The 13204-nt window shown below is 33.7% G+C and carries 15 protein-coding genes; 9 read left to right on the plus strand and 6 right to left on the minus strand.

What is annotated here, in order from left to right; translation table 11 throughout:
- Positions 1–194: 194 nt before the first annotated feature.
- From DW196_RS00330 to DW196_RS00350, 5 genes are all read left to right on the plus strand, one after another.
- Positions 195–602 (plus strand): MarR family winged helix-turn-helix transcriptional regulator, encoded by a 408-nt coding sequence (locus DW196_RS00330; protein ID WP_071456999.1) that lies wholly within the window; start codon positions 195–197, stop codon positions 600–602.
- A 22-nt stretch (positions 603–624) separates the two neighbouring features.
- Positions 625–1107, plus strand: coding sequence for an alcohol dehydrogenase catalytic domain-containing protein (locus DW196_RS00335; protein WP_118249523.1), 483 nt, complete (start codon positions 625–627; stop codon positions 1105–1107).
- 79 nt (positions 1108–1186) lie between these two features.
- A complete protein-coding gene (locus DW196_RS00340; RefSeq protein ID WP_118249524.1) occupies positions 1187–1825 on the plus strand; it encodes a nitroreductase family protein in 639 nt (212 codons plus the stop codon).
- Between the two features lie 14 nt (positions 1826–1839).
- Complete coding sequence (locus tag DW196_RS00345) at positions 1840–2127, plus strand: putative quinol monooxygenase (protein WP_118249525.1); 288 nt, start codon at positions 1840–1842, stop codon at positions 2125–2127.
- A 2-nt stretch (positions 2128–2129) separates the two neighbouring features.
- Positions 2130–2489 (plus strand): DUF1304 domain-containing protein, encoded by a 360-nt coding sequence (locus DW196_RS00350; RefSeq protein ID WP_071456995.1) that lies wholly within the window; start codon positions 2130–2132, stop codon positions 2487–2489.
- Between the two features lie 138 nt (positions 2490–2627).
- On the opposite strand, the gene DW196_RS11680 is transcribed toward DW196_RS00350, so the two are convergent.
- From DW196_RS11680 to DW196_RS00370, 5 genes are all read right to left on the minus strand, one after another.
- Entirely contained in the window at positions 2628–2852 is a 225-nt protein-coding gene (locus tag DW196_RS11680; RefSeq protein WP_255415093.1) for a transposase, read from the minus strand.
- A gap of 368 nt (positions 2853–3220) precedes the next feature.
- Positions 3221–3397 (minus strand): hypothetical protein, encoded by a 177-nt coding sequence (locus tag DW196_RS11275; protein WP_158563480.1) that lies wholly within the window; start codon positions 3395–3397, stop codon positions 3221–3223.
- A gap of 263 nt (positions 3398–3660) precedes the next feature.
- A complete protein-coding gene (locus tag DW196_RS00360; RefSeq protein ID WP_118249527.1) occupies positions 3661–4674 on the minus strand; it encodes an aspartate-semialdehyde dehydrogenase in 1014 nt (337 codons plus the stop codon).
- Entirely contained in the window at positions 4671–5993 is a 1323-nt protein-coding gene (locus tag DW196_RS00365; protein WP_118249528.1) for an aspartate kinase, read from the minus strand. Before DW196_RS00365 ends, DW196_RS00360 begins: the two co-directional genes overlap by 4 nt.
- Positions 5986–7125 carry a homoserine dehydrogenase gene (locus DW196_RS00370; RefSeq protein WP_118249529.1) on the minus strand — a complete coding sequence of 380 codons (1140 nt, stop codon included), beginning with the start codon at positions 7123–7125 and terminating at the stop codon, positions 5986–5988. The genes DW196_RS00365 and DW196_RS00370 overlap by 8 nt, the downstream gene beginning before the upstream one ends.
- A gap of 83 nt (positions 7126–7208) precedes the next feature.
- Between DW196_RS00370 and thrC the strand changes: the two genes are divergently transcribed.
- The 3 genes from thrC to DW196_RS00385 are packed head-to-tail and all read left to right on the plus strand — an operon-like array spanning position 7209 to position 10002.
- On the plus strand, positions 7209–8699 hold the full coding sequence (gene thrC, locus DW196_RS00375; protein WP_118249530.1) for a threonine synthase: 1491 nt from the start codon (positions 7209–7211) through the stop codon (positions 8697–8699).
- A complete protein-coding gene (gene thrB / locus DW196_RS00380; RefSeq protein ID WP_118249531.1) occupies positions 8699–9583 on the plus strand; it encodes a homoserine kinase in 885 nt (294 codons plus the stop codon). Before thrC ends, thrB begins: the two co-directional genes overlap by 1 nt.
- On the plus strand, positions 9565–10002 hold the full coding sequence (locus DW196_RS00385; RefSeq protein WP_118249532.1) for an ACT domain-containing protein: 438 nt from the start codon (positions 9565–9567) through the stop codon (positions 10000–10002). Before thrB ends, DW196_RS00385 begins: the two co-directional genes overlap by 19 nt.
- Positions 10003–10049: 47 nt before the next feature.
- On the opposite strand, the gene DW196_RS00390 is transcribed toward DW196_RS00385, so the two are convergent.
- Complete coding sequence (locus DW196_RS00390; protein ID WP_158563481.1) at positions 10050–11444, minus strand: aminotransferase class V-fold PLP-dependent enzyme; 1395 nt, start codon at positions 11442–11444, stop codon at positions 10050–10052.
- A 314-nt stretch (positions 11445–11758) separates the two neighbouring features.
- Between DW196_RS00390 and DW196_RS00395 the strand changes: the two genes are divergently transcribed.
- On the plus strand, positions 11759–13081 hold the full coding sequence (locus DW196_RS00395; protein WP_118249534.1) for a polysaccharide deacetylase family protein: 1323 nt from the start codon (positions 11759–11761) through the stop codon (positions 13079–13081).
- Positions 13082–13204 lie beyond the last annotated feature (123 nt).

The following is a 13204-nucleotide window of genomic DNA, read 5'->3' on the forward strand; positions in this document are numbered from 1 at the left end:
ACAACCCAATTACTCTTAATGAGTAATTAGTTTGTCTTCATTCTGAGCACAATTTTATTAGATTGTGCTTTTTTATTTGATAATAATGAATAAATTTTTAGAGTTAATTTAAGCAAACTACTTTTCAAAGTGTTGAAAATGAGTTATATTTGACTGGTCAACTATTGATTAATCATATATGAAAGGAGTAATAGATGAATTTAAGAAAACTTAGCAAACTATTTTATCAACTTAAACTTGCCAATCAAGAAATGACTACTAAATTTGAAAAAGAAACAGGATTTAGTATTACACGTTATGAATTAATGTTATTTCTGAAAGAGAATGGACAGTGTTCGCAAACAAATTTGCAACATGAGTTGAAAATAGATAGTGCTGCGGTCACTAGACATTTAAAGATTTTAGAAGAAAAAAATTATGTTATACGTGAAAGAAACAAAAATAATAATCGAGAAGTTGTTGTTAGAATTACAGAGAATGCAACAAAAGAACTGGAACATTGTGAAAGAGAATTTGGTCATCCAAATAAAACGATGATGTCGCCATTGAATGAGGAAGAAGAAAATACTCTACTAAATTTATTAACAAAATTAGTGAAATAAATATAGGAAATTGGCTTGGCGAATGAAGGAGAGGACAGAACGGAAAGCAAGAACAACTTTTTTGAATGAAATACAAAAACCTGTACTGTCTGAGAATAGTATAATAATCAAAGTTCATTCAGCAAGTTTGAATCCAATTGATTACAGAATTCGCAATGGTGATGCAAAATTTGTTTTGCGTTATTCAATACGCTTGATACTAGGGCATGATTTTTCAGGCGTTATAGAAGCCGTGGGTTCAAAAATCACAAAATTTAGAGTAGATGATTCTGTATACGGAAGAACACCGATGACAGGGGCTTTCCAAGAATACGTTATTGTTGGTGAAAATGATATAGCAAAAGCACCAAAAAATCGTTCTCTTGTTGAGTCGGAAAAATTGACTATTTCAATTCAAAAGATTTACCCTATCTCAGAGATTAATACTGCTATGAAAGAAATAAGCAGCGGACGTGTGAAAGGGAAAATTGTAGTTGATTTTACGAATAAAAAGATAAATGAGTAGAATGAAGACTCATAAAAAGCGTAATAGCATAAATTGGTTTTTAAAAAAATTGTAAAAATGAAATGGAAGAGGAAAGAATATGTCAAAAAATTTGGTAAACAATGATTTTTCAGAAATTATATTTGGAAGAAAATCTGTTCGTGGATATGATGAAACAGTAAAAATATCTCATGAAGAAATGCTTGAAATGATTCAAGAAGCAACGACTGCACCATCATCAGTTAATATGCAACCTTGGCGTTTTGTCGTTGTTGAGAGTGATGAACAAAAATCTAAACTAAAACCATTAATTCGTTTCAATACAAAGCAAAATGATACTTCCTCAGCAATGGTTTTGATTTTTGGTGACATGCAATGCTATGAATTAGGGGAAGATATTTACAACCAAGCAGTTGAAGAAGGTAAAATGCCAGCTGAAGTAAGAGACCAACAATTGGCTGCAATTATTCCATATTACAAAAATTTTACTAAAGAACAAATGAATGATGTAGTAAAAATTGATTCAAGTTTAGTTGCGATGCAATTCATGCTCATTGCTCGGGCACATGGATATGAAACGAATCCAATTGGAGGATTCGAGTCTGACCAGTTAGCAGAAGCTTTTGGGTTAGATAAAGAGAGATATGTACCAGTAATGATTTTATCTATCGGAAAAGAGAAAGAAGCTGGATATGCTTCGGTTCGATTGGCTGCTGAAAAAATCACTGAATTTAAATGAGAGGAGGGAGAAAAATGAAAATTATACAAGCAAATTTTTATGTAAAAAATGATAAAAGAGAGGATTTTTTAGCGGATATAGTACCTTTAATTGCTTCTACACGATTGGAAGAAGGCTGCTTGCTATATGATTTATATGAATCAGTGGAAAAGAAAAATCAATTTGTGATGATTGAACATTGGAAAAACCAAGAATCAATTGATAAACATAACCAAAATCCACTATTAATAAACTTATTTGGAAAAATATCAGAATATGCTGAGAAGAAAACAGAATTAATTATCACAGAAAATGAGGAATAGAGATGTCTATAATTTCAACTGTTTTAATCGTATTTGTTGCTTTGGAATTTTTCTATATCATGTATCTAGAGACTTTTGCAACTACATCAGGTGTAACGAGTAGAGTTTTTAATATGACAAAAGAAGAATTGAAAAGAAATTCTGTAAGTACCTTATTTAAAAATCAAGGGGTATATAATGGTCTAATTGGTGTAGGATTGTTGTATAGTGTATTTTTATCAAAGACTTCACTTGAAATTAGTCGGGTATTATTAGTTTATATAATTTTAGTTGCTTTATATGGTAGTTTAACAAGTGATAAAAAGATTATTTTAACACAAGGTGGTTTAGCTATTCTAGCACTTGTTTCAACCTTCTTTTAAAGAGAAAACGACAATCAATTAAGGTTGAGGTTTTTGCGGCTCTATGTCAAATCGTGTTGATGGACAATAATATTGATGAAAAAGTCTCAAAAATGAAATAGAATTAATTGAAGTGAGGGAGGAAATTCTCTCGCTTTTTTATTTAACCTGAGAAACTTGATTTTGAATCAAAAAGATACGTCGTTTGAATAGTAGAAAGTTTCGATAGCCATAGGCCACACGTTTAATCACTTTAATTTTATTATTAATGCCTTCTAAGAAACCATTTGAATAGGAGTATTTAAAGGCATTCATGACTCCTTGGGAGAACTTATCAAATATCTTGAATTTATCTTTAACATACTTTGGTAATTCAACAGGTATCTTTGAACATCACTCTAAAAATAAGACATAATCGTTGGTTCTATAAGCATACTTCAATTCTTGGATAAAATGATATGCTTTTGTTAATAGAGAACTATAAGAAACTAACTCATCTACACAAAGAGCCGTGGGCAAGAAATTAAAATTCAGTTGCTGATGATTCGTAAATGATACTAACACACGTTTAACAGTATTTTCAGAGACACTGTGGCATGCTGCGATTTTTTTACGTGATCGATTCTCTTTTAAGTCAAACGCAATTTAGTATTTAAGTTGTTTAGAAATGTGACAATAGTCATCTACTAGAGAAGTAGAAGCACTGAAAGTTGATCCACAGTTTCTACAAAGGTAACGTTCTCTGTGAAGTTTCAGATAAGTTGGGCGACGTTCAACTGCAGGTAATTGACTATTTGATGCGTTCCGTTTTTAACGGATTGATAACATCCACATTTCTGGCATTGCTTATCTTTATTCACTAATCGACCTGTCATCATGTTAAATGAGCGGTTGTTTCTCGCTTCACGAGACAACCAATTCTCATTCAAAATAAGAGAACCATCTGTTGAATTGAGTAGTTTTCTTGTATTATTATCTATAGGGTCATTCTCCTTTGTAATGTTAGTTATAGACGACTTAATTTTACCAATAAGAATACCCCTTTTTCTATGCCCAAAATAAAAAAACGCATTGATAGAATTTAATCTATCAATACGATTTAGTGTACAGCCTCTTTTATTATGATAGTACAAACTCGGCAAAATAAAATCATGAACTAGTCAAATCTCTTTATCTTTACAAGCCAGTATGTTTAGTTAGAATGCTTTATGTAGTGTTCTAAAATTTGTACGGCATTTGTTGCAGCACCTTTTCTTACTTGGTCACCACAACACCACAGAGTTAAGACTGATTGATTACCGACTTTACTTTTTCTGATACGCCCAACATAAACTAAATCTTGGTTAGATGTATCAAGTGGCATTGGGTAACCTTGGTTGTCTAAATCATCGACTAACTTCACGCCGTCAGTTTCGCTGATGATTTGACGTGCTTCTTCAACGCTCAAATCATTATCTAAGAAAAGAGTGATCGCTTCTGAGTGCGAACGAACGACAGGAACACGCACACATGTACATGTTACATCAAGTGTTGGATGATGGAGGATTTTACGTCCTTCGTTTTGTAATTTCATTTCTTCGCTTGAATGCCCTTCAGCATTAAATCCACCAATTTGCGGAATTAAATTATAGGCAATCTGATAAGGGAAGACATGAGGAGTCACACTTTTTCCTTCAGAAATATCAACGACTTGAGTTTCAAGTTCTTCAATCCCTTGTTTACCAGCACCTGAAACAGCTTGGTAAGTTGACACAATCATTGAATTGATAGTTGCTTTTTTGTGTAGTTGGGCAATGGCAACAAGTGCAATAATTGTTGAACAGTTAGGGTTTGCAATGATCCCTTGATTGGTAAAAATATCATCAGGATTCACTTCTGGTACAACTAAAGGTACGTCTTCATCTAGTCGATAAATACTTGAATTATCAATAATTAAACAACCTTGTTTTTTGGCTTCAGGCAGGTAGATACGAGCAATATCGTCATCTAACGCACATAAGACAACATCAATTCCTTCAAAACAGTCTGTTGTTAATGTTTCGATTACTAATTCTTTGTCACCAAACGCAACTTTTTGTCCAGTACTTCGTTTAGAGGCAAATAATCTTAATTCTTTAATGGGAATCTGGCGTTCTAACAGAGAATTTAACATCTCTTTTCCAACTTCGCCAGTGGCTCCTAAAATTGCTACAGTTAACTCGCTCATAAACTATCGTCTCCTTCAAATTCATAATAAATTGTTTGAATCGTGGTATTATAATCTTCGTTTTTAACACCAATAATAATGGTTAATTCATCACTTGTTTGGGAAATAAGTGAGATATTAATCTGTTGCTCTCCAAGAGCGCTAAACAAACGCCCACTCATGCCTGTTTTGTTTTTCATAAAACGAGACACAATCGCAATAAGGGCGAAATCGTGAATGACACTGACTTTATCAGCTTGTGTACTCGCTTTTAAATCAGAGATAACTTCATAATAAAATGGTTTTAATTTTGCTGTTTCAACCACTAAAGAAAATGAATCCACACCAGTTGGGATATGCTCGACAATAATACGGTATTTTTCCATACATTCGAGTGCTTTTCGAATGGTTCCAAAGTCATTTGACATGTGGGATTTAACAACCGTAATAATCGAGAAATCTTTCTTCCCTGTAATCCCAGTAATCGCTTGACGTTTTTCTTGCTCGTCTTCAGCTGTGATAACTGTTCCACGATTTTGTAGGTCATTCGTATTTAATATGTGAATAGGAATACCTTTTTGTCTAACAGGGTTAACTGCTTCCTCATGGATAACATTAGCTCCCATATAAGCTAATTCACGTAATTCTTCATAGGTAATGGTTTCAATTTGTTTTGGATTGTTCACGATTCTTGGATCGGCTTTTAAAATACCAGAAACATCTGTCCAGTTTTCATAACACACAGCGTCCATGACATTTGCTAGGAAACTTCCCGTAATATCACTTCCACCACGAGACATCAAGTGAATAGATTTATCAGGATACGCCCCGTAAAAACCAGGTACGACGATTTTATCAGATTCTTTAATCAGATTTTGAATGGCTTTGCATGAGCGTTTTTCATCAATTTGGCCATTTGGTTTAAAGATGATAATGTCTTTTGCATCAACAAACTTAAATCCCAAATAATTGCTTAATAATTTAGCTGTTAAATATTCCCCACGACTGACAAGATAGTCAATGTCAATTGAATCAGAAAGTTTTTGATACAAAAAATCTAAGTCTTCAGAAATCGTTGACTCAAGATCTAATTCATCTTCAATACGAGTTAATTTGTCGCGAATCATTTGAAATAAATCATCAAATGGCATGCCGTAACGTTTATGCTCATAGCATAGGTAAAGTAAATCGGTCATTTTGTGGTCGTCAGATTGTTCTTTCCCACTGGCACTTGTGACCACAACAGTACGGGTTGGGTCACTATCAATAATGTTTTTAACTTTTTTAAACTGAGTGGCATTCGCAACACTGCTTCCGCCAAATTTTGTTACTTTAATCATGCCAATCCTCCTGAGTAATCACTCTTACAATCAGAGGATCATTTAATTGTGTTTGTTTTTTGATGTCAGCTAATGTAATAGGATGAGTAATGAAATAATCACCATCTTTTTCTTTAATTAGCGCATCATCAATTGTTTCGTTTGTTCGAATAAAGAATGTATAGCGATTTATTTTTTTTTCAATTATATCATTATTTTCAACGTTGTCAGTATCAATATAAGAAATATTTTTTGAAATATCTAAAATATCTTGCACAACGGCATTAGCGGTCGGTAATTTACCTGCACCTTGTCCGTAGAATTTTAATGTTCCAATTGTTTTTCCTTCAAGACTAGCGATATTATTGTTACTTGGAATCGTCGCTTCTGCAAATGTTTCTGGTACAGCATGTAACGAGATAACCCCTTCGTCATGCGTAATTTCACCGATGTATTTTACAATATGGCCTTTTTGTTTGAAGTAATGAATATCGCCTTTTGTGATTTGTCTCATTGAGTGAACAAAGAAATCATCTGGATCGAGTTTTTTATTGAATGCTTTTCTAGCTGAAATAATTAATTTGTTTAAGACATCAAAACCATCAATATCTGCACTTGGGTCAGATTCTGCGTAACCTAAATCTTGGGCTTCTTTTAATACATCATCAAAATCTTGGTCTTCTTTTAACATGGTATCTAAGATAAAGTTTGATGTGCCATTTAAAACACCATAGCATTTTGAAATAGCATCAATTCTTGAAGCTAATTCCACGTTTTTAATCCATGGAATCCCACCACCAACACTTGCTTCAAAGTTAAGTGACACACCATTTTCTTTTGCTAAATCAGTTAATGCGTCATAATGTCTTGCGATAACGGCTTTATTTGCAGTGACCACATGTTTTTTACTTTTTAACATGCGAGAGATTAAATCAAACGGCACATCAATGCCACCTAATACCTCGACAACCAGTTCAATGTCTTTATCGTTTATAATGTCTTCGATATTAGAACAAAATTTTGGAATGTCAATTGTGTCATTTGGACGACACCATACTTTTTCCACGCTAAATTTTTTTGCTAAATTTTTTTGCTGTAAAATTTCATAAACACCTGAACCAACTGTTCCAAAACCAAGGATTGCAATTTTCATAATAAGTCCTCCTGTAAAATACACTTGTTTTTATATGGTGAACATTGTATCATAGACTAAAATGAAAGACAAGGAGTGTTACGATGGAAAAAAAATATCAAAGTACAAGAAACGAAACAATTAACTATTCCGCTAGTCAAGCGATCTTAGCAGGGTTAAGTCCTGATGGAGGATTGTTTGTCTTGCCTAACTTAGATGATGTGAATTTAGATGTATCGACTGTTTTAGATAAGGACTATCAAGAGATTGCCTCACTGGTTATCAATCAGTTTTTCAATGAATTTTCAGAAAATGATATCAAAAAATGTGTGAAAGAGGCTTATACAAACATATTTAGTGATGAAAAAATCACGCCACTACAAAAAGTAGGCGATGATTATGTTTTAGAATTATTCCACGGGCCAACGTGTTCATTTAAGGATGTTGCCTTATCACTGTTACCAAAACTAGTAAACTTATCAGCAAAAACACAAAATAATACCAACAAACGATTAATTTTAACCGCCACAAGTGGTGACACTGGTAAAGCTGCTTTGGAAGGATTTAAAAATGATACGTTAGTTGATATGATTGTGTATTACCCCAATAACGGGGTATCAACCATTCAAGAAAAACAAATGCAAACACAAGATGGAGGAAACGTGGCAGTTGTGTCAATTAATGGAAACTTTGATGATGCGCAAAGTAATGTGAAACGTTTATTCCATGATGAAGAATTAGTGGCATTACTAAAAGAACATCACATTGAATTCTCTAGTGCAAACTCAGTTAACATTGGTCGTTTGATTCCTCAAGTTGTTTATTACTTTGCATCATACGCAGAACTTGTTAATACAGGCGAAATTAAATTAGGTGAAAAGGTCGACTATATTGTGCCAACAGGAAACTTTGGTAATATTTTAGCCGGATATTACGCGCAACAAATGGGGCTACCAATCAATAAACTCATTTGTGCCTCAAACGAAAACAACGTATTATATGATTTCTTAAAAACAGGAGAATATGACACAAATCGTGAGTTTAAAAAGACGAGCTCACCAAGTATGGACATTTTAATTTCATCAAACTTAGAAAGAATGCTGTTCCATTTAAGTGGAGGAGATGCTCATTATGTGGCTGATTTGATGAATCAGTTAAAAACGACAGGGAAATTCAAAATTTCTGACGAGTTATTACACACGATTCAAGAAACATTTGGAACAGGTTATGCAACAGATAAACAAGTAGCTGAACAAATCGATAAAGTATACAAAGAAAAAGGCTACCTACTTGATCCACATACAGCAGTGGCTTCTTATGTATTGGAAAATAGTCCTGAGAAGAAAGAAAAGACGGTTATTTTATCAACAGCTTCTCCTTATAAGTTTGTACAAGAAGTGAGCAAAGACATTCCAGAACTTGCGATTGATAGCTCACAAGACGAGTTTAAATTAATTGATGAGTTAGAAGAAAAAACAAACGTCTATGCACCAAGTCAGTTGAAAGACTTGAAACATGCGCCAATTTTACATAATCAAGTGATTGATATTGATGAGATGAAGGCTATTATTATTAAACAGGTAGGTGAGTCATAATGGTGTGTATTAAAGTTCCGGCAACATCTGCCAATGTCGGTGTCGGGTTTGACACATTAGGTTTAGCTGTGACGTTTTATGGTGAGTGTGAGGTTGAATTATCAGATAAACTTGAGATTGCTGGTTGCCCAGTCGAATTTCAAACAGAAGATAATTTAATTTATCAGTCATACAAATACGTGCTAGATGACTTAAAACGACCTGTGACACCAATTAAATTACAGATAGATAGTGATATTCCGTTTGCGCGTGGTTTGGGTAGTAGTGCAGTATGTATCGTGTCAGGTGTACTAGCAGCCAATGAGTTGCATCAGCTTCATTTAAGCCAAGATGATTTGGTGAAGTATTGTACTAAAATTGAAGGGCACCCTGATAATGTAGTACCTGCCTTATTAGGTGGATTAAGCGCCTCTTATCAAATGGATGACGACATTTTTTTCCAGCATTACCCAGTTGATGAGTCGTATCAATTTGTGGCTTTTGTTCCCGATTTTACGTTGGAAACATCAGTCGCACGAGGAGTGTTACCTGAAAGCTATCCGCTAAAAACGGTCGTAGCCAATCAAGCAAAATTATTATTTTTATTAGACGCATTAAAAACAGGAGATGCGGCTAATTTAGATAAATTTTTAGATGATGGCATTCATCAGCCATACCGCAAAAAATTAATTGACGAATATGATATAGTAGAACATATCGCAAAAGAATCAGGAGCAAAAGGGTTTTATATTTCTGGTAGTGGCTCAACATTGATGGGAATTTTCACGTCACAAGTTGACATGAAAGGATTAAACACCTCACTTAGTACATTGAAACATAAATGGAAGGCTCTTGATTTATTGGTAGATTATAAAGGAGCAGAAGTATGTCACAGAACTATCTAATCGTCAATCAAGAAGTATTACCAGACGTTTTCTCAAAGGTAATCGAAGCAAAAAAATTATTAAACTCAGGAGATTTTAAAAATGTGAGTGAGGTTGTTAATGAAGTTGGCCTATCTCGAAGTGCGTTTTATAAGTACAAAGACCATGTGTTTGTCGCTGATAAAACGGCACAAATTAGAAAAACACTTATCTCTTTTAACTTAACCGATAAAAAAGGATTGTTGTCGTCTGTGTTAAACCGCTTGTCAGAACTTGGGGGAAATGTTTTGACGATTAATCAAAACATTCCCATCCAAGACACTGCAACAGTCGTCATGGGGATTGATATCAAAGAACTATCAGTGTCAGTGAATGAACTCTTAGTGGAATTAGAAAAATTAACAGGAGTCAATCATCTTCAACTATTATCAATTGAATAATAAAAGCCGAACACGACGTTTTTAAGATATCGTGTTCGGTTTATTTTTTAGTTAGTTTCTAATTTTTCTACACATGTAGAAATGTGTTCGATTGTTTTATCGATGTCTTCTTGTGTCGTTTCAGGCGAGATGGTACACATACGTAATACTGTTTTTCCTTGAAGTTTTGTTGTCAAAATTTGAGCAAACCCTTGATTAGAAATCATATTTGATAAAGCTGTATTGAACGAATTTAATTCTTCTTCGCTTAAGCCTTCACGGTAATACCTAAAGTTAAGAATCGCTGTTTGAGCAGGTGTGACAATGTCTAGTTTTGGTGTATTTCGCACGACAGACTCAGTGTATTCAGCTAGTTTGATTCCATAATCGATGGTATCACCTAATTTCTTCGTTCCAAGCGCTTGCATGGATAACCATAACTTCACACCACGAGCTGGACGAGATAAATCAAGTCCTAAATCCCATGTGTTGATGTGCTCGTTTTCAGAAGCATCTTCTAAATACTCAGGTGTTTCACTAAAACTTCGCAATAAATCGGCTTTATCTTTTACTAGTAACATCGCACAAGAGTAGCTTTGGAAGAGCCATTTATGTGCATCCCACGTGATACTGTCAGCCTGTTCAATTCCTTTAAGTAGGTGAGTGTGGCTTGATGATAATAACACCGATGCGCCAAACGCTCCGTCCACGTGCAGCCACATGTCTTCTTCTTTACAAATCTTAGCCAATTCAGTTAATGGATCAATCACCCCCGCATTTGTTGTCCCGGCTGTCGCAATGACGATAAATGGACGTAATGCATTCTTTTTATCAGCTTTGATTATTTCTTGAAGTGCTGTTGGGTCAATTTTTAATTGGTCATCTGTCTTTACACGACGAATTCTTTCATCTGGAATACCAATCACGTGAAGTGCTTTATGGACACTATGATGTGCCTGATCAGAAATATAAACCACACCTCTTGTGATGTCATCTAACGATAAATATTTATCTCTGGCAGCTATAGTGGCATTTAGATTGGCCATTGAACCACCTGATAAAAATGTGCCACTTGCTTTTTGGGGATTATATCCAGCTTTTTCACATAAATAAGCCATCATTTCTTCTTCGACGACAGCTGTTCCAGAGCTAGAATAAAATCCTGCAGCGTTTGGGTTATAAAATGATTCAAATAAGTCACCTAATTTTGAAATATCAACAACGGGTGCAGGAATAAAAGCAAAATTTCGTTTATGTTCACTAACATTTCTAAAAGGATAGACACTTTCTTCTAACATTTTCAGTAGACTATCTAAATCACGTCCATTTTCGGTGATGGTCGTATTTTTTAGTGCGTTGATGGTGTCGTTAGGAATCAGCTCAATTGGCTTTCCTTGTTGAATGTCTTGTTTATTTTCGTAAAAAGTATCAATAAATGCTTTCATGTAGTCTTGAATGTCCATTATATATTCCCTCCAATGTATATTCAGCATAGCAAGATTATTTTAACATAGTCATGTGAGTCATTGCGGTTTATGATTATAAAATGAGGATTTTTCAGGTTGTTTTAATTAAAATCTAAACGGGTGATTAAGGTACAGCTAACATAAGGTAATTCTGCGTGAAATGAACATATAAAATATAAATGTATTGTAAATGAATAAAATAAAGGAAACGTACCTATTTTACTATAGAAAAAATTTAAAAATAATAAACATTTTTAATAATTACTGTTAGAATGGAACTGTTATATTTTAGAAAGGTGTAGATTGGAAAATTGATTAAAGAAAAAAGAAAGCAATTTATATTAATTTTGTTATTACTTATTCTTATTGTAGAGGTTATCTTTTTAGTTCGTCGAATGACTCTTGATAAAAAAGCGAGTCAAACACTAAGAAGTGTGACAAGTGAAAAGAAAGTGATTGATCAGTCAATTCAAGAATTAAGTCAACAAAATTTAGAAAACTTTGTGATAAATCAAGACTTGCTTAAAACCGCGAATCAAACGAAGGATAGCGTTCATCAAAGTATTAAAACGGTTGATGATATTTCAAATATTTCTGGAAAAGTGAAGAATCAAAAGAAACAATTGATGCTTGGTTTAAACAAAGATGCTGAAGCCATTGATGCCATCCAGAAAAGAATTAAAGCATCACAGCAAATGTCTACTATTTTTGGCACAAAACCTTTTAATAAAAATAGTTTAGTCAAAGATTTAGCCATCTCACAATCAATTACTCAATCTATGAAAGATGAATTGGATTCAAATGTGACGTCATTACCTAAAGATGAACAAAAAGTCTCTTTAGAAGCTGGGTTAAAACAAATCACCGAACAAAATAATGCACTTGTATCTTTAGACAAAGAGATGAAAACGTATATTCAAGATAAAAAAATTAAGACAGTTCCAACTTCTGACCAGTATAAAAAGCTGAATAAAGAAGTGAGTAGTCTTAAAAATGATAAGCTAAGACAAGTTTATGCGAGTCAATTATCCGTGTTACAAAAAGAAGTAGTAAAAAATGATCCAACGATTTTAAACGATGATAAGAAAGTGGCCTTAACATTTGATGATGGACCAAACAACACCAGTTCCTTACAAATATTAAATACGTTAAAAAAATACAACATTAAAGCCACATTCTTTATGTTAGGGACAATGGTTGATAATTACCCAGATGTTGTGAAGAAAATTCATGAAGCAGGACATGACATTGGGAATCATACGTATGACCACAAAGACTTAACAAAATTAGATGAAGCAAGTATCAAGCAAGAAATTGATTCAACCAATCAAAAAATAGAAAAACTAACAGGTGAAAAACCAACGCTTCTTCGTCCGCCATATGGTGCGTATAATGATCGTGTGACAAAAGTTGAACCAAATATGACGATTGCGTTATGGAATATCGACACACTCGATTGGAAAACACATAATCCCACAGCTATTCTAGGGGAAGTCAAAAAAGAATTGCAACCTCACAGTATTGTGCTGATGCATGATATTCACCAAGATTCAGCAGATAGTTTAGAAAATGTCATTAAGTTTTTAAAAAGCCAAGATTATACTTTTGTATTGGCTAAAGACTTAATCAATTAAAAGTAAAAAAGATGATTAAATACCCGTTTAATCATCTTTTCTTATTTTTTCTAGCGTCTAAATTTTACTTGTAAGCTAAAACACTGTATAGTACTTATGGAACTAAATTAAAAAAATGAGTTG

This window comes from Vagococcus sp. AM17-17, from assembly GCF_003471765.1.
GTDB classification, from domain to species: domain Bacteria; phylum Bacillota; class Bacilli; order Lactobacillales; family Vagococcaceae; genus Vagococcus; species Vagococcus teuberi.